Here is a 17,382-nt window from a genome sequence, read left to right as displayed (position 1 = left end):
TACGCGCATCTTAACGCCCGCGCAAAGCGGCGCGACACGCGCGTCGCGACGGGCCGCATGCGCCCGCGCGGAGCGCATGGGGCCACGCTTGCGCAGGCCGCAGGAAGCGGGCCGGCAGCGGCCTCGCCAGCGTTCCGGCCGCATCCGGTCGCCGATCCGGTAAAATTACGCGTTTCAGCACACTAACAAGCCGCGCCGCCGCGCGAGCCGACCCTCGGGGCCCTGCCCGGAGCGCGGCCCGCAACGGAGCGCCAGCGCCTCGAAGGCTCTTCATGCTTACGTTTCAGCAAATCATCCTGACGCTGCAGTCCTACTGGGACAAGCAGGGTTGCGCCCTGCTCCAGCCCATCGACATGGAAGTCGGCGCGGGCACGTCGCACGTCCACACGTTCCTGCGCGCGATCGGCCCCGAGCCGTGGCGCGCCGCATACGTGCAGCCGTCGCGCCGCCCGAAGGACGGCCGCTACGGCGAGAACCCGAACCGCCTGCAGCACTACTACCAGTACCAGGTCGTGCTCAAGCCGGCGCCGGAAAACATCCTCGACCTTTACCTCGGCTCGCTCGAAGCGCTCGGCTTCGACCTGAAGCAGAACGACGTGCGCTTCGTCGAGGACGACTGGGAAAACCCGACGCTCGGCGCATGGGGGCTCGGCTGGGAAGTGTGGCTGAACGGGATGGAAGTCACGCAGTTCACGTATTTCCAGCAGGTCGGCGGCCTCGACTGCAAGCCCGTGCTCGGCGAGATCACGTACGGCCTCGAGCGTCTCGCGATGTACCTGCAGAAGGTCGAGAACGTGTACGACCTCGTGTGGACCGAGTGGGAGGAGCATGGCCCGAACGGCCCCGAGCTGCGCCGCCTGTCGTATGGCGACGTCTACCACCAGAACGAGGTCGAGCAGTCGACCTACAACTTCGAGCACGCGAACGTCGACCTGCTGTTCACGTTCTTCAACAACTACGAGGCGGAAGCGAAGCGGATGATCGACGCGCAGCTCGCGCTGCCCGCGTACGAGCTCGTGCTGAAGGCCGGCCACACGTTCAACCTGCTCGATGCGCGCGGTGCGATCTCGGTGACCGAGCGCGCGGCGTACATCGGCCGCATCCGCGCGCTGTCGCGTCTCGTCGCGCAGGCTTATTACGACTCGCGCGAGAAGCTCGGCTTCCCGATGCTCGGCAACCCGCCGGGCGTGCCGGGCCTCACCACCGACGCCCAGGACGCCGCGCAGCCGGCATGGGCGCCGCCGCTCAAGGTCGAACGCAAGATCGACCAAGACTGACGAGACGAGATTTCTTCCAAACATGACGCACAATCATCCCGCTCCCCTGCTCGTCGAACTGCTGACCGAAGAGCTGCCGCCGAAGGCCCTCGCGCGCCTCGGCGACGCATTCGCCGAAGGTCTCGCGCAACGCCTCGCGGCGCGCGACCTCGTCGAAGGCGAACTCGTGTTCGAACGCTACGCCACGCCGCGCCGCCTCGCCGTCGTCGTGCAGAACGTGCGCGCCGTCGCACCTGACAAGCAGGTCCGCGAAAAGGTCCTGCCCGTATCGGTCGCGCTCGACGCCGAAGGCAAGCCGACGGCCCCGCTCGCGAAGAAGCTCGCGGCGCTCGGCCACCCGAACCTGTCGATCGCCGATCTCGAGCGCGCGCAGGACGGCAAGGCCGAGGCGTTCTTCATCAACTATTCGGCAGCCGGCGCGACGCTCGCCGACGGCCTGCAGGCCGCGCTCGACGAAACGCTCGCGAAGCTGCCGATCCCGAAGGTGATGACGTATCAACGCCCGGACGGCTCCGACGTGCAGTTCGTGCGCCCCGTGCATCGCCTGACGGTGCTGCACGACGATCGCATCGTGCCCGTCACCGCGTTCGGCATCGACGCCGGCGACACCACGCTCGGCCACCGCTTCCTGTCCGACGGCCTCGTCGCGATCCAGCATGCGCGCGCCTACGCCGACACGCTGCGCGACAAGGGCCGCGTGATCGCGCACTTCGCCGATCGCCGCGAAACGATCCGCACGCAACTGAACGAGCACGCGAACGGCGACACGGTCGTGATGCCCGAAGCGCTGCTCGACGAAGTGACGTCGCTGGTCGAATGGCCGGTCGTCTATCCGTGCCGCTTCGAGGACGAGTTCCTGCAGGTGCCGCAGGAATGCCTGATCCTCACGATGCAGACGAACCAGAAGTATTTCGCGCTGACCGACGTCGGCGGCAAGCTGCGCTCGCGCTTCCTGATCGTGTCGAACATCGAGACGAAGACGCCGGACGAGATCATCGAAGGCAACGAGCGCGTCGTGCGCCCGCGCCTCGCCGATGCGAAGTTCTTCTTCGAGCAGGACAAGAAGAAGCCGCTCGCCGACCGCGTGCCGCTGCTCGCGAACGTCGTCTATCACAATAAGCTCGGTTCGGCGCTCGCGCGCGTCGAGCGCCTCGAGGCGCTGGCCGGCGAGATCGCCCCCGCGATCGGCGCCGACGCCGCGCACGCGAAGCGCGCCGCGCGCCTCGCGAAGGCCGACCTGCTGACCGACATGGTCGGCGAATTCCCGGAACTGCAGGGCACGATGGGCACGTACTACGCGCGCCACGACGGCGAAGCCGACGACGTCGCGCTCGCGTGCGCCGAGCACTACCAGCCGCGCTTCTCCGGCGACGCACTGCCGACCACGCCCGTATCGACCGCCGTCGCGCTCGCCGACAAGCTCGAGACGATCGTCGGCATCTGGGGCATCGGCCTCGCGCCGACCGGCGAGAAGGATCCGTTCGCGCTGCGCCGCCATGCGCTCGGCGTGCTGCGCCTGCTGCTCGAGAAGCAGTTGCCGCTCGATCTCGTGTCGCTGCTGCGCACGGCCCACGCGCGCTTCGAAGGCGTGCCGGGCGTCGCCGAATCGACCGATGCGATCTTCGCGTTCTTCATGGATCGCCTGCGCGGCCTGCTGCGCGAGCGCGGCTATTCGGCCGGCGAAGTCGACGCGGTATTGAGCCTGAACCCGACGCGCGTCGACGATCTCGTCGCACGCCTCGACGCGGTGCGCGAATTCACGCTTCTCGTGGAAGCCGAAGCGCTCGCGGCCGCGAACAAGCGGATCTCGAACATCCTGAAGAAGTCGGAAGGCGGCGTGAACGGCGCGGTACAGCCGGCGCTGCTCGTCGAAGCCGCCGAGAAGGCGCTGCACGAACAGCTCGCGGCCGTGACGCCGCACGTGCAGTCGCAGCTCGAGGCGCGTGCATACACGGGCGCGCTGTCGGCGCTCGCCGCGCTGCGCGCGCCGGTCGACACGTTCTTCAACGACGTGATGGTCAACGCGGAAGATCCCGCGCTGCGAGCGAACCGTCTCGCGCTGCTGTCGGCGCTGCACCAGCAGATGAACTGCGTCGCCGACATCTCGAAGCTCGCCGCATAAGGGCCGCACGATGCCGACCAGCCCCACCCGAAAGCTCGTCGTCCTCGACCGGGACGGCGTGATCAACGTCGATTCGGATGCGTTCATCAAAACGCCCGACGAATGGATCGCGCTGCCCGGCAGCCTCGAGGCGATCGCCCGGCTCAACCACGCGGGCTATCGCGTGGTCGTCGCGACCAACCAGTCCGGCATCGGTCGTGGGCTGTTCGACATGGCCGCGCTCAACGAGATGCACCTGAAGATGCATCGCGCGGCGGCCGCGGTCGGCGCGCGCATCGACGCGGTGTTCTTCTGCCCACATACGGCCGAGGATCACTGCGACTGCCGCAAGCCGAAGCCCGGCATGATGCAGATGATCGCCGAGCGCTTCGAGATCGATCCCGGTCACACACCGGCCGTCGGCGATTCGCTGCGCGACCTGCAGGCCGGTGTCGCGGTCGGCTTCCAGCCGCACCTCGTGCTGACCGGCAAGGGCAAGAAGACGCTCGCCGCCGGCAACCTGCCGCCCGGCACGAAGGTCCACGACGACCTGCGCGCATTTGCGCTCGATTTCCTTTCACACGAACACGAGTGATGCGGCTGCCGCGCGCATCCTCCCCAACGCCAGACTCACGCCGATGCGCTTCGTCCGCTCCCTGCTGCTGCTGATCTACTTCATCCTGTACACGGTGCCGTACGCCACCGCGTGCTTCATCGCGTTCCCGTTCATGCGTCCCGATGCGCGCTACTGGATGGCGGCCGGCTGGTGCAAGTCGACGCTGTGGGTCGTGCGCTGGCTGAACGGCATCCGCTACCGGATCGAAGGGATGGACAACCTGCCCGACGGCCCGGCCGTGCTGCTGTCGAAGCACCAGTCCGCGTGGGAGACGCTCGCGTTTCCGGCGCTGATGCCGAAGCCGCTCTGCTACGTGTTCAAGCGCGAGCTGCTTTACGTGCCGTTCTTCGGCTGGGCGCTCGGGATGCTGCACATGGTCAACATCAACCGCAAGGAAGGCAAGAACGCGTTCGTCTCGGTGATCCGCCAGGGCAAGAAGCGCCTGTCGGAAGGCGCATGGATGATCATGTTCCCCGAAGGCACGCGCACGCCGGTCGGCAAGCAGGGCAAGTACAAGACGGGCGGCGCGCGCTTCGCGATCGAAACCGGCACGCCCGTCGTGCCGATCGCGCACAATGCAGGACGGGTGTGGCCGCGCAACTCGTTCACGAAATTCCCGGGCGTCGTTACCGTGTCGATCGGCAAGCCGATTCCCGTCGACGGGCTGACGCCCGATGCATTGAACTCGCAGGTCGAAGCATGGATCGAAGCGGAAATGCGCCGTATCGATCCCGATGCGTATCGTCAGGCGGGCAATGCCGGCACGCGCGATGCCGCGCGAGTCTGAATCCCGCGGATTGCAGCCGTTGCGTACGTCAAAAAGAAGCGAACTGATGAAACAGCGTCCGCGGCCACGGCCAGCCGTCGTGGCTCTCGATCATCGCCAGATGGATCTGCCGCTCTTCGACGGGCCGGCCGCCGCACCGTCGGCGCCCGCCACGCCGCCGGCGCCGCCTGAGGCAGCGCCCGTCGCACCGCTCGATCCGGGCCCGACGCCCGACCGTTCGCGCGTGCGCACGTTCGCACTCGACAGCCGCGTGCTCGAATACCGCCTGAAGCGCTCGGCGCGCCGCACGATCGGCTTCACGATCGACGGCAGCGGGTTGTCGATCACCGCGCCGCGCTGGGTCACGCTCGCCGATATCGAAGCCGCGATCTCCGAGAAGCAACGCTGGATCTTCGCGAAGCTCGCGGAGTGGAAGACGCGCACCGAGCAGCGCGCGCTGCCGCAGATCGACTGGCGCGACGGCGCGCAGCTTCCGTATCTCGGCAAGACGGTGACGATCGCGCTCGGCGCGGGCGCCGTCGGGTTCGACGCCGACGCGCTGCGGCTCTCGTTGCCGCTGCCCGCGCAGGCCGACATGCAGCAGATCAAGGATCGCGTGCAGGGCTGGCTGCAGGGCGAGGCAAAGCGGATCTTCGGCGAACGCCTCGCGGTCTATGCGGAAAAACTCGGCGTCACGTATTCGATGTACGCGCTGTCGTCGGCCGCGACGCGCTGGGGCAGCTGCTCGAGCGACGGCAAGATCCGCCTGAACTGGCGGCTGATCCATTTCCCGATGTCGATCGTCGACTACGTGGTCGCGCACGAACTGTCGCACCTGCGCGAGATGAACCACAGCCCGGCCTTCTGGCAAACCGTCGAATCGATCTTCCCCGAGTTCCGCGAAGCGCGGCACACGCTCAAGCACCACCCGCCCGAGCTGCTGCCGTCGCTGTAACGCGCAACGTCTTGTTTGTAAACGCGAACGGGCGATGCGGGTCACCCCGCACCGCCCGTTCGCACCGCCGCCGCGCGAATCGTGCGCCGCGGCCTGCTCATCCGGCGCTCAGTGCGCCTTCTTCTGGATGAACTCGATCTTGTAGCCGTCCGGATCCTCGACGAAGGCGATCACGGTCGTGCCGTGCTTCATCGGCCCCGCTTCGCGCGTGACCTTGCCGCCTTGCGCCTTGATCTTCTCGCACGCCGCGTAGGCATCCTCCACCGCCACCGCCAGGTGGCCAAAGCCGTTGCCGAGATCGTAGGACGGCGTGTCCCAGTTGTGGGTCAGCTCGATCACGGTGCCCGTGCTTTCGTCTTCGTAGCCGACGAACGCGAGCGTGAACTTGCCTTCCGGATAATCCTCGCGACGCAGCAGCTTCATGCCGAGCAATTCGGTGTAGAACTTGATCGAGCGGTCGAGATCGCCGACTCGCAGCATCGTATGCAGCAAACGCATGTTGTGTACTCCTGTGGGGACTTTCCAGAACCGGAAACTCTACCAGAGTCGGCTGAAACTCGTCGGGGACGCCGAGTGGGGGGCACCAAGCTGGGGACGCCCTGCCTGGGCGGCCGATACCGGGCATCGATCCGATACGCGAGCGCGGGTACGCCGGCTGAACCGGCCGCACACTCGACGCGCGCCCCTTCAGGCCGGCCGATCGGGTAACATCCGTCCACCTCGCACCAAAATCGGGCATGCGGCCCGCCGCCCGAACGCGACCACTCTCCCAACCAGCCATACTGCCGTGCGAAACCGCCGATTCGAGCGCGCCGAACGCGCCGCCCACCCGATCTCGCTGCTGCTGCCGTATCGAATCAGCGAGGCCCGCCGATGACCACGCTTGCCGCCACGCCCATGCGTCGCGCGCTCGACATGCGCGCGGTGGGCCTGATGCTGTTGCTGTGCGCGATCTGGGGCTTCCAGCAGGTTGCGATCAAGAGCACGAATGCCGCCATCGCGCCGATGTTCCAGGCTGGGCTGCGCTCGGTGATCGCCGCGCTGCTGCTGTGGGGTTGGGCCCGCGCGCGCGGCACGCCGCTGTTCCACGCGGACGGCACGTTCGGCGCGGGCCTCGCGGCCGGCGCGCTGTTCGCCGGCGAATTCGTCTGCGTGTTCTTCGGGCTGACGCTGACGAGCGCGTCGCACATGGCGATCTTCCTGTACACGGCGCCGTGCTTCACCGCGCTCGGCCTGCACCTGTTCGCGCCGGGCGAACGGCTGCAGCGCGCGCAGTGGGCCGGCGTCGGCCTCGCGTTCACCGGTATCGCGCTCGCGTTCGCGGACGGCTTCCTGACGCCGCGCGCGCCCGGCGCATCCGTGTTGGCGGGGCTGGCCGGCGACGCGCTCGGCATTCTCGGCGGCGCGATGTGGGCCGCGACGACGGTCGTCGTGCGTTCGACGGCGCTCGCGCGCGCAAGTGCGAGCAAGACGCTGTTCTACCAGCTCGCGGTGTCGGCGGTCGTACTGGTCGCGCTGGCCGCGCTGTTCGGCCAGATGTCGTTCGCGCATGTGACGCCGATCGCGGTGGCGAGCCTCGCGTACCAGTCGGTGATCGTCGCGTTCGTCAGCTACCTGTCGTGGTTCTGGCTGCTGACGCGCTACAGCGCGTCGCGGCTGTCCGTATTCACGTTCCTGTCGCCTCTGTTCGGCGTCGCGTTCGGCGTGCTGCTGCTCGGCGAATCGGTCGGCTGGCGCTTCATGTCCGCGGCCGCGCTCGTGCTGACCGGCATCGCGCTCGTCAACGCGCCGCCGCGCAGGCGGGAGTGACGGCAGGCGGCAGCCGGACATGCGAAGAAAGGTACAAGCGCAAAAAAAGCTGCCCCGCGGGGCAGCCTCGTCGCGACATCCGGTGGTCCGGCCCGCGCCATGCGCGTTATCCGGCCTTGCGCACCGCCGCGAGCGCCTGAGCGACGCCGACGTATTCGGCCACGCTCACGTCCTCCGCACGGCGCGCGAGATCGAAGCCGAGCGCATCGAAATCGATCGTCTCGCGATAGTCGCCGAGCGTATTGCGCAGCATCTTGCGGCGCTGCGAGAACGCGGCGGTGACGATTTCGCCGAGCAGCACCGGATCGACGTCCGGCAGTTCATGCGGCTCGTACGGAATCATCCGGACGATCGCCGAATCGACCTTCGGCGGCGGCTGGAACGATTCCGGCGGCACGTCGAGCATCTTTTCCATCACGTAGCGGTATTGCAGCATCACCGACAGCCGCGAAAACGCCTTCGTACCCGGCTCCGCGACCATCCGCTCGACGACTTCGTTCTGCAGCATGAAATGCTGGTCGATGACCACATCGGCGAACGTCATCAGGTGAAACAGCAGCGGGCTGGAAATGTTGTACGGCAGGTTGCCGACGATCCGCAGCGACGGCTTGTCGCCGGGCGCCGCGAGCGAACCGAAGTCGAACGCGAGCGCGTCGCCCGCGTGCAGTTCGAGCAGCGCGCCGAAGCGCTGTTGCAGGCGCCCGATCAGGTCGCGGTCGAGCTCGACCGCGTGCAGCGGCGACTCGGGCGTCGCGAGACGCTCGATCAGCGGCCCGGTCAGCGCGCCGAGCCCGGGGCCGATCTCGACCATGCGCTGGCCGCGCGCGGGACCGATCGTCGACACGATCGAATCGATCACGCCGTGATCGACGAGGAAGTTCTGCCCGAAGCGCTTGCGCGCGAAGTGGCCTTGGTGCTGTCTGCTGTTCGACATCGACTCAGTAAAACAAAAAATACGACGAATGGGGTGAGGTCGGGCCGCGTCAGGCGGCGCGGCGATGGCGCGCCATCGTGACGGCCGTATCGAGCGCGGCGACCATGCTGCCCGGATCCGCGCGGCCCGTGCCGGCCAGATCGAGCGCGGTGCCGTGATCGACCGACGTGCGGATGATCGGCAGCCCGAGCGTCACGTTGATGCCCTCGCCGAACGTCGCATACTTCAGCACGGGCAACCCCTGGTCATGGAACATCGCGAGCACGCAATCGGCATCGGCCAGATGGCGCGGCTGGAACAGCGTGTCGGCCGGATACGGGCCGCGCGCGTCGATACCCTGCGCGTTCGCGCGGGCCAGCGCTGGCGCGATCACGTCGATCTCTTCGCGGCCGAGATAACCGTTCTCGCCCGCGTGCGGGTTCAGGCCCGTCACGAGGATGCGCGGCGCGGCGAGACCGAAGTCGCGCCGCAGGTCGCGATCGATGATCGCGAGCGTCTCGACGAGCCCGTCGATCGTCAGCGCGGCCGACACGTCCTTCAGCGGCAGGTGCGTGGTCGCGAGCGCGACGCGCAGCGGCCTGGCGCCGGTGCCCGCCAGCATCATCACGACACGCGGCGTATGCGTGCGCTCGGCCAGGTATTCGGTATGGCCGGTGAACGGCACGCCCGCATCGTTGATCGTGCTCTTCTGCAGCGGCGCGGTAACGATCGCGTCGTACCGGCCTGCCAGCGCACCGTCGATCGCCGCGTCGAGCAGGTCGAGCACGTACCGGCCGTTCGCCGCGTCCAGCTTGCCCGCCTGCACGGGCGCGGCGAGCGCGTGATGCGCGACCGACACCTGCCCGCCAGCGAGCGTTGCCGGGTTCGCGCCGACCGCCGCCGCGCGTGCGTCGAGCAGCGCCGCATCGCCGAGCACGGTGAAATGCGCCTCGGGCCAGCGCTGCGCGGCATCTCGCAGCGCCTGCACGGTCAGCTCGGGGCCGACGCCCGCGGGTTCGCCAGTCGTGATCGCGATCTGCAGCGCGGGCGTGGTCATCAGAGGCTCGTTCAGTTCGCCGGGCCGGCGCCGCCGATCTTGTACTGCACGTACGACGAGTCGCGCAGCTCGCGCAGCCAGTCGGCGTATGCCTGCTCGGCCTTGCGCTGGCCGATCGCCTGACGCGCGATGTCCATCTGCTGCTGCACCGAGCCTTCCGCCTCGCGGCGGTTCAGCACCTGGATCAGGTGGTAGCCGTATTCGGTACGAATCGGCTGGCTGATCTGGCCGTCCTGCAGGTTGTTCATCGCACGCTCGAATTCCGGCACGGTTTCGCCCGGGCTGATCCAGCCGAGATCGCCGCCCTGCGACGCCGAACCGTCCTGCGAGTAGGTGCGTGCGAACTTCGCGAAATCGCCGCCCGCCTCGACCTGGTTGCGGATGTCGGCCAGTTGCTGGCGCGCCTGCCCTTCCGACTTGCCTTCACCCACGCGCAGCAGGATGTGGCGCACGTGCGTCTGGACGATCTTCGGCGCCGCGGCGGAAGTGCCCTGGCTCTGGCGGCGGTCGACGAGACGCACGATCTCGAAGCCGTCCGGCACACGGATCAGCGTCGGGTTGACCTGGCCCGGGCGCAGCTTCGACGCGGCATCGACGACTTCGGCCGGCAGCGCGCTCGGCGCCTTGAAGCCGAGGTCGCCGCCCTTCTTCGCGTCGTTCGCTTCGGAGCTGTTCTTCGCGAGCCGCTCGAAATCGGCGCCCGATTTCGCTTGCTGCAGCAGCGCGTCGGCCTTCTTCTGCGCGGCTTCGATGTCGGCCTGCGGCGCGTTGGTCGGCGCCTTGATGAAGATGTGCTGGAAGCGCAGGTCCTGCTGCTGTGCCGCGTTCGGCCCGCGCTGGCTCGCGATGTAGTTCGCGACCTCGGCGTCCGACACGGTGATCTTGCCGTCGACCTCGCGCTCGCGCAGCTTCGACAGCATCAGCTCGGTACGCGCATCGCTCGTGAAGATGCTCCAGGGCACGCCTTGCGACTCCAGACGCGCGCGGTACTGTTCGAGCGTCATCCCGTTCGCTTGCGCGAGACGCTGCAACGTCGACTGCACGGTCGCGTCGTCGATGCGGATCCCGTCGTCCTTGGCCTTCTGCACCTGGATCCGCTCGAGCACCATCTGGTTCAGCACCTGCGCACGCAACTGGTCGGCCGGCGGCACCGGCGCGTTCTGCTGCTGCAGCCGGCGCGCGATCAGGCCGACGCGCTGGTCGAGTTCGCGGCCCGTGATCACGTCGTTGTTGACGACCGCGACGACTTCGTCGGCGAGCTGCGCACCGCGCGAACCGAGCGCCTGCGCCGCGGCCGGCGCGGCGGCGAGCAGCGCGGCGGACGCGGCGAGGCTGGACACGACTGCCGCGAAACGAAGGGTTTTCTTCATTGCCACTGATACTCCATTGAAATCGTGCTGACCGGTGCAGACAAGCCGGCGTTACTCGTAATTGCTGAAACGGGACATCGGCGGCGGCGGCGGCGGCAGCGGCGTGTAGCCCGGCACCCCGGCGCGGAATGCGGACACGAGGCCGTTGTCGACCGTCGACAAGCCCTTGAGCGTCAGTTGCATCATGAAGCGCGTCGACGAGTTCTGCTGTCCCGACGAATTTATGCCGTTCGCAGCCCGCTGCACGCCGACCCCGAGCGCCCAGCAATCCGCGTCGTATTGTAAGCCGAGCAGACCGTCGACCACGCGATCGCCGGCGAGATCGTAGTTGAAGCGGCCGATCGCATACAGGCGGCGCGTGAGCGGCCATTGCGCGGACACCAGGAACTGGTTGATCGGCTGGCCGTCGAGCGTGGGGTTCGCGCGCGTATAGCGGTAGCCGACGTTGATCACGCGGCGCTCGCCCGGGCTGTAACCGAAACCGATGCTCGACTTCACGAGCTGGTTGTTGTTCTGGTTGTACTGGAACGCCGTCTCCGACATGAAGCCCGAGCCGAGCTTCAGCGCGGCGCCGACAATCAGGTCCGAGTGGCGCGCCTGCGCCGCAGGCTGCACCGAATTCAGCGTGACGCGCTGATCGGCGAAGTAGTACTGCTGCGCGATCACGAAACGCGCACGCTCGTCGCCGGTGCGCGGATCGATGAAGCGCGACGTGAGGCCGGCCGTGATCCGGTTCGCATCGGCGATCCGGTCGTTGCCGACGAACGTGTTCGGCTGGTAGATCTCCGCGAGGCCGAAGTCCGATTCCGCGGTATCGAACAGCGGCGCGTTCGACTGGTCGCGATACGGCGTGTACACGTAGTACAGGCGCGGCTCGAGGGTCTGGATGAAGTCCTGCCCGAACAGGCGCACCGAGCGGTCGAAGATCAGGCCCGAGTCGAAGCTCACGGTCGGGATCGACTCGGTGAAGCGCTTCGGATTGTTCGGCGTGCCCGACGACAGGTGGCTCAGGTCGTACGACGCGAAGTGGTACTGGACCTTCGGCACGACGAAGTAGCCTGGGCCGTATACGCCGTATGCGATGTACGGGTTGAAGACGATCCGGTCGCCTTCGGTCGCATCGGCCGTCGTGATGCGGAACCGCGAATAGTCGGCTTCCGCGCCGAAGTCGAAGCCGCCGACGTTGTACTTCGTATACTTCACGTTCAACTGCGGCTCGCGGCTGTACGGCGCGATCGACGGCGGCAGCGTCTGCCAGTGCTGGTAACGCGCAAGCACCGACCACGGGCCGTTGTTGTACGTGAGGCCGGCTTCCTGCTGGTACAGCGTCTGCGTCCCGTTGATGAACTGGTTCGTCGAACCGAGATCTTCGGGATAGGTGTTGTCGGAGACCTTGTTGTAGTAGACGTAGCCGCCGAAGCCGCCGCCGAAGTTCTGCTGGTGCTGCCAGTAGATCGCGTAGCGGTTGCGGTGTGCGAGCCGGTCATCCGGCAGGTAATTGGCCGTAAGCGTGCCCGAATACGACGCCGACAGGTAGCGGAACGTCGCTTCGGCCATCACGCCGCGCCGCGAGATGATGCGCGGCGTAAGCGTCAGGTCGCGGTTCGGCGCGATGTTGAAGTAGTACGGCAGCGACAGCTCGAAGCCGTTGTTCGAGTTCATCGAGAACGTCGGCGGCAACAGGCCGCTGCGCCGCTCGCCCGACAGCGGGAACGTCAGCCACGGGCTCGCGAAGATCGGCACGCCCTGGAAGAACAGCACGCCATTGCGCGCGGTGCCTTCGTCGGCGCCCGTATCGAAGTCGAAGCGGCTGCCCTTGATGTACCACGCGGGGTTCGTCGAGCACTGGCACGCCGTGTACGTGCCGTTGACGAACACCGAGCGCTCGTTGTCGACCATGTCGACGCGCTCCGCGCTGCCCGAGCCGCCCGTCACGTTGAAGTGGTACTTCGGCGCCGTCATGAAGCCCTGGTTCGCCTCGATCTTCAGATGCGCCTCGGGCCCCGCGAACGACGTGCCGCCATTGACCACCTTGACCTGGCCGTACGCATCGGCCATGTCGGTATCCTGATCGTAATGGATCGCGTCGGCCTTCACGACGGCGTCACCGCGCCGCAGTTCGGCCGAGCCCTTCGCGGCCAGATCCTGCTCGGCCGTGCCGCTCGTGTGGTCGGCGATCACGAAGGCGGCCGGCTTCGCGCCGTCCTTCAGCGGATGATCCTCGAGCTGGGGTGCGAGACGCAGATCCCACGGCGAGTCGAGCGGCTGCGGCTGCGCAGCCGCGCCCGACAGCTGCGCGTACGACACGGCCGGCACGAGGCCTGGCACGGCCAGGAGCGCGAGCGCGAGCCGCCGTTTGCGCGGCGCCCCGTCACCGGGGAAAACATTCGGGAATAGCGGTTTGGGCGGCATCTATCGTTTGGCGAATCGCCCCTTGTCAACCGCGCCTTCGCGCACATTCGCGCACGGCGGGCCGCACCGTCGAACCGCGACTGCGGCTGAGCGCAAACCGGGGAGGCGATCGGGCGGACGGCGCGACAGGCAGTGGGCCTGTACGGCGGAAGCTGACGCGGGGCGCGTCAAAAAAGTCGTGGGGTATTATATGGCAAGACGTTCCCCCCTCCCGCGAGTTTCATGACGCCCCCATCCGCCGCATCCCAGCCCGACGCCCGCCTCGACGCGCTCACCGCGTGGCTGCACCCGCTCGCCGGGCGCTACGCCCTTGACCTGTCGACCCTCGCGCCTGCGTCGTCGGACGCCAGTTTCCGCCGTTATTTCCGTGTCTCGTCGGCCACGAGCGCCGGCGGCACGCTGATCGCCGTCGACGCGCCGCCGCCCGAGAAGTGCCGCGAGTTCGTCCAGGTCGCGCAATTGCTCGCCGCGGCCGGCGATCACGTTCCGGACATCCTGGCCCACGATTTCGATGCGGGCTTCATGCTCGTGACGGACCTCGGCCGCACGTCGTACATCTCGGTGCTCGATCCAGCCGACCCGGCCGCCGCGCGGCCGCTGATGCGCGATGCGCTCGACGCGCTGATCCGCTTCCAGCTCACGTCGAAGCCCGACGTGCTGCCGCCGTTCGACGAAGCGTTCCTGCGCCGCGAAATGGAGCTGCTGCCCGAATGGTTCGTCGGCCGCCACCTCGGCAAGCCCGTCACCGACGCGATGCGCGGCACGCTCGAGCGCACCTTCGCGCTGCTGGTCGCCAGCGCGCAAGCGCAGCCGCAGGGTTTCATGCTGCGCGACTTCATGCCGCGCAACCTGATGGTCTGTGAGCCGAATCCGGGCGTGCTCGACTTCCAGGACGCCGTCCACGGGCCGCTGACGTACGACGTCGTGTCGTTGCTGCGCGACGCGTTCATCAGCTGGGACGAGGAGTTCGAGCTCGACTGCTTCGCGTATTACTGGGAAAAGGCGAAAAAGGCCGGCCTGCCGGTCGATCCGGATTTCGGCGAGTTCTACCGCCAGCTCGAATGGATGGGGCTGCAGCGCCATATCAAGATCCTCGGCCTGTTCGCGCGCATCAATTACCGCGACGGCAAGCCGCACTACCTGAACGACCTGCCGCGCTTCCTCGCGTATGCGCGCAAGGTCGCGCTGCGCTACCGCCCGCTCGTGCCGTTCGCGAAGCTGCTCGACGAACTCGAGGGCAACGCGCCGGCCGACGTGGGTTACACGTTCTGACCGTCCCGACTGTCCTGATACCCAGCCGAACATGAGCGACACCCTGACCACGGCGATGATCTTCGCCGCCGGGCGCGGCGAACGGATGCGCCCGCTGACCGACACCCGCCCGAAGCCGCTGCTCGAAGCGGGCGGCAAGCCGCTGATCGTCTGGCAGATCGAAGCGCTCGCACGCGCGGGCATCGAGACGATCGTGATCAACCATGCGTGGCTCGGCGAACGGATCGAGGCCGCGCTCGGCGACGGTTCGCGCTGGGGCGTGCGGCTCGCGTATTCGGCCGAGGGCGAAGCGCTGGAGACCGCCGGCGGCATCGCGCAGGCGCTGCCGCTGCTGGAACACGACGGGCGGTCGACGGTGTTCGTCGCGGTGGCCGGCGACGTGTTCGCCGAGTTCGATTACGGGAAGCTCGCCGCCCCCGCCGCGCGCATGTCGGCGCTCGACGCGCCCGCGATGCATCTCGTGATGGTGCCGAATCCGCCTTTCCATCCGTCCGGAGACTTCGTGCTCGGTGGCGACGGGCGCCTGTCGCTCGACGGCGGCGAGCGCGTCACGTTCGGCAGCATCGGCCTGTACGACACGCGGATGTTCCGCGATCTCGCGCCCGGCACGCGACGCGCACTGACGCCGTACTTCCGCGCGACGATCGAAGCCGGCCGCGCGAGCGGCGAACTCTACGAAGGTATCTGGGAGAACGTCGGCACGCCCGCGCAGCTCGGCGAGCTCGACGCGCGGCTGCGCGCCGCGGGCTGACCGGACGACGGACGGCACGGCACGACACCGCGTCGTGCCGCTGCGCCGCCCGCGCGCCCTTGCGGCGGACCGCCGCCTTCCCGCTGCGCGCCACCACGCGCAGCATCGCCGCTCAAGCGGCCTCGGCCTCTTCCCCGCCCGCCGCCGCGCGCTGCTGCTGCAGCGCCCACATCTGCGCATACAGCCCGTCCGCGCGCACGAGTTCGTCGTGCGTGCCGCGTTCGACGATTCGCCCGTGATCCATCACGAGGATCTGCTGCGCGTGCACGACCGTCGACAGCCGGTGCGCGATCACGAGTGTCGTGCGATGCCGCGCGATCTGGTCGAGCTCGTGCTGGATCGCGCGTTCCGAGCGCGAATCGAGCGCCGACGTCGCTTCGTCGAACAGCAGGATCGGCGGATCCTTCAGCAGCGTGCGCGCGATCGCGACGCGCTGCTTCTCGCCGCCCGACAGCTTCAGCCCGCGCTCGCCGACCGGCGTGTCATAGCCCTTCGGCAAGCTTTCGATGAAATCGTGGATGTGCGCGGCACGCGCGGCCGCGACCACCTCGTCGCGGGTCGCGGTCGGCCGGCCGTACGCGATGTTGTAGTAGATCGAGTCGTTGAACAGCACGGTGTCCTGCGGCACGATCCCGATCGATGCGCGCAGCGAATCCTGCGTGACGTCGCGGATATCCTGGCCGTCGATCCGGATCGCGCCGCCCGCCTGCCGGTCGAGATCGTAGAAGCGGAACAGCAGGCGCGACAGCGTCGACTTCCCCGAGCCGCTGTGACCGACCACCGCGGTCGTCGTGCCCGCGTCGATCGTGAACGTCACGTCGTGCAGGATCGACCGCGCCGGCTCGTACGCGAAGTTCACGTGCTCGAAGCGCACCTGTGCGCCGGCCACCGCGAGCGGCCGTGCGTCGGGCAGGTCCGCGACTTCCTTCGCGGCCGACAGCAGCCCGAACATCCGGTCCATGTCGGTGAGGCTCTGCTTGAGCTCGCGATAGACGACGCCGAGAAAGTTCAGCGGAATATAGAGCTGCAGCATGAATGTGTTGATCAGCACCAGATCGCCGAGCGTCAGCTTGCCCGCGAGCACGCCCTGCGTCGCGCGCCACAGGATGAACACGAGCCCCGTGCCGATGATCGCCTGCTGGCCGAAGTTCAGCACCGACAGCGAGTTCTGCGAGCGGATCGCGGCCTTGCGGTAGCGCTTCAGGTTCTCGTCGTAGCGCTGCGCTTCCCACTCCTCGTTGCCGAAGTACTTCACCGTCTCGTAGTTGATCAGCGAATCGATCGCCCGCGCGTTCGCGCGCGAATCGAGTTCGTTCATCGTGCGGCGGAAGTGCGTGCGCCAGTTGGTGACCTTCACCGTGAACACGATGTAAGTGACCAGCGCCGCGAACGTCACGTACGCGTAATAGGCCTCGTACTTGACCACGAAGAAGCCGAGCACGAGCCCGACCTCGACGAGCGTCGGCAGGATGCTGTACAGCGAATACGAAATCAGTTGCTGGATGCCGCGCGTGCCGCGCTCGATGTCGCGCGACATGCCGCCCGTCTGGCGCTCCAGGTGAAACCGCAGCGACAGCCCGTGCAGGTGCCGGAACACCTGCAGCGCGAGCTGGCGCACCGCGCTCTCGGTGACCTTCGAGAACAGGATCTCGCGCAGCTCTGTAAACAGCGACGTCGACAGCCGCACGAACGCATACGCGACGACCAGCAGGCCGACGCCGCCCGCGAGCACGATGCCGGCCGACTGCTCGGCGCGGCCGAGCGCGGTGAGCTGCTGCACGTAGGACAGGTGGTCGACGATGCGCTTCATCACGACCGGCACGCCGAGGTTCGCGACCTTCGCACCGATCAGGCAGGCGAGCGCGAGCGCGACGCGCCATTTGTAGGTGGTCAGGTACGGCAGCAGCGACCGGATGGTCTGCCAGTCGTTGCGGGGCCCGGTCGAAGCCGGCGCGGGCTCGCCGGAAGCAGGAAATCGGCGCATGAGGGGAAGGATCGGCGGCGGTGCCGGACGCGCGCATCTGCGGCCGGCTCGCCCGCTTTCTCGTACAATTTGCGAACGTTGTATTGTCGCAGAAGCCGC

14 protein-coding genes are annotated in these 17,382 nt (G+C 67.7%); 8 read left to right on the top strand and 6 right to left on the bottom strand.

The window, feature by feature from the left end; all coding sequences use genetic code 11:
• The first annotated feature begins 272 nt into the window (after nt 1–272).
• The 5 genes from glyQ to ACNQQL_RS13380 are packed head-to-tail and all read left to right on the top strand — an operon-like array spanning nt 273 to nt 5,715.
• Nucleotides 273–1,277, top strand: coding sequence for a glycine--tRNA ligase subunit alpha (glyQ, locus tag ACNQQL_RS13400; RefSeq protein ID WP_347064371.1), 1,005 nt, complete (start codon nt 273–275; stop codon nt 1,275–1,277).
• Between the two features lie 22 nt (nt 1,278–1,299).
• On the top strand, nt 1,300–3,399 hold the full coding sequence (gene glyS, locus ACNQQL_RS13395; protein WP_347064370.1) for a glycine--tRNA ligase subunit beta: 2,100 nt from the start codon (nt 1,300–1,302) through the stop codon (nt 3,397–3,399).
• Nucleotides 3,400–3,409: 10 nt separating this feature from the next.
• A complete protein-coding gene (gene gmhB / locus ACNQQL_RS13390; RefSeq protein WP_034178978.1) occupies nt 3,410–3,973 on the top strand; it encodes a D-glycero-beta-D-manno-heptose 1,7-bisphosphate 7-phosphatase in 564 nt (187 codons plus the stop codon).
• Between the two features lie 43 nt (nt 3,974–4,016).
• Nucleotides 4,017–4,781 (top strand): lysophospholipid acyltransferase family protein, encoded by a 765-nt coding sequence (locus ACNQQL_RS13385; protein ID WP_347064369.1) that lies wholly within the window; start codon nt 4,017–4,019, stop codon nt 4,779–4,781.
• 46 nt (nt 4,782–4,827) lie between these two features.
• On the top strand, nt 4,828–5,715 hold the full coding sequence (locus ACNQQL_RS13380) for a M48 family metallopeptidase (protein WP_175962018.1): 888 nt from the start codon (nt 4,828–4,830) through the stop codon (nt 5,713–5,715).
• A 108-nt stretch (nt 5,716–5,823) separates the two neighbouring features.
• On the opposite strand, the gene gloA is transcribed toward ACNQQL_RS13380, so the two are convergent.
• Nucleotides 5,824–6,213 (bottom strand): lactoylglutathione lyase, encoded by a 390-nt coding sequence (gene gloA / locus ACNQQL_RS13375; protein ID WP_031401084.1) that lies wholly within the window; start codon nt 6,211–6,213, stop codon nt 5,824–5,826.
• A gap of 375 nt (nt 6,214–6,588) precedes the next feature.
• Between gloA and ACNQQL_RS13370 the strand changes: the two genes are divergently transcribed.
• On the top strand, nt 6,589–7,524 hold the full coding sequence (locus ACNQQL_RS13370) for a DMT family transporter (RefSeq protein WP_347064368.1): 936 nt from the start codon (nt 6,589–6,591) through the stop codon (nt 7,522–7,524).
• A 106-nt stretch (nt 7,525–7,630) separates the two neighbouring features.
• On the opposite strand, the gene rsmA is transcribed toward ACNQQL_RS13370, so the two are convergent.
• The 4 genes from rsmA to ACNQQL_RS13350 are packed head-to-tail and all read right to left on the bottom strand — an operon-like array spanning nt 7,631 to nt 13,276.
• Entirely contained in the window at nt 7,631–8,458 is an 828-nt protein-coding gene (gene rsmA / locus ACNQQL_RS13365; RefSeq protein WP_072443474.1) for a 16S rRNA (adenine(1518)-N(6)/adenine(1519)-N(6))-dimethyltransferase RsmA, read from the bottom strand.
• 49 nt (nt 8,459–8,507) lie between these two features.
• Complete coding sequence (gene pdxA, locus ACNQQL_RS13360) at nt 8,508–9,494, bottom strand: 4-hydroxythreonine-4-phosphate dehydrogenase PdxA (protein ID WP_347064367.1); 987 nt, start codon at nt 9,492–9,494, stop codon at nt 8,508–8,510.
• An 11-nt stretch (nt 9,495–9,505) separates the two neighbouring features.
• Nucleotides 9,506–10,864 carry a peptidylprolyl isomerase gene (locus ACNQQL_RS13355; protein ID WP_347064366.1) on the bottom strand — a complete coding sequence of 453 codons (1,359 nt, stop codon included), beginning with the start codon at nt 10,862–10,864 and terminating at the stop codon, nt 9,506–9,508.
• Between the two features lie 51 nt (nt 10,865–10,915).
• A complete protein-coding gene (locus ACNQQL_RS13350; RefSeq protein WP_347064365.1) occupies nt 10,916–13,276 on the bottom strand; it encodes an LPS-assembly protein LptD in 2,361 nt (786 codons plus the stop codon).
• Nucleotides 13,277–13,498: 222 nt separating this feature from the next.
• On the opposite strand from ACNQQL_RS13350, the gene ACNQQL_RS13345 reads away from it, so the two are divergent.
• Both ACNQQL_RS13345 and murU read left to right on the top strand, forming a co-directional pair.
• Complete coding sequence (locus ACNQQL_RS13345; RefSeq protein ID WP_072443478.1) at nt 13,499–14,548, top strand: aminoglycoside phosphotransferase family protein; 1,050 nt, start codon at nt 13,499–13,501, stop codon at nt 14,546–14,548.
• A 31-nt stretch (nt 14,549–14,579) separates the two neighbouring features.
• Complete coding sequence (murU, locus tag ACNQQL_RS13340; protein WP_204424464.1) at nt 14,580–15,299, top strand: N-acetylmuramate alpha-1-phosphate uridylyltransferase MurU; 720 nt, start codon at nt 14,580–14,582, stop codon at nt 15,297–15,299.
• A gap of 112 nt (nt 15,300–15,411) precedes the next feature.
• On the opposite strand, the gene ACNQQL_RS13335 is transcribed toward murU, so the two are convergent.
• A complete protein-coding gene (locus tag ACNQQL_RS13335) occupies nt 15,412–17,283 on the bottom strand; it encodes an ABC transporter ATP-binding protein/permease (RefSeq protein WP_347064364.1) in 1,872 nt (623 codons plus the stop codon).
• Nucleotides 17,284–17,382 lie beyond the last annotated feature (99 nt).

The organism is Burkholderia sp. LFS061 (genome assembly GCF_047978125.1).
GTDB classification, from domain to species: domain Bacteria; phylum Pseudomonadota; class Gammaproteobacteria; order Burkholderiales; family Burkholderiaceae; genus Burkholderia; species Burkholderia pyrrocinia_C.
The sequence above is the reverse complement of the archived record's forward strand: the minus strand, read 5'-3'. Positions and strand labels throughout refer to the sequence as shown.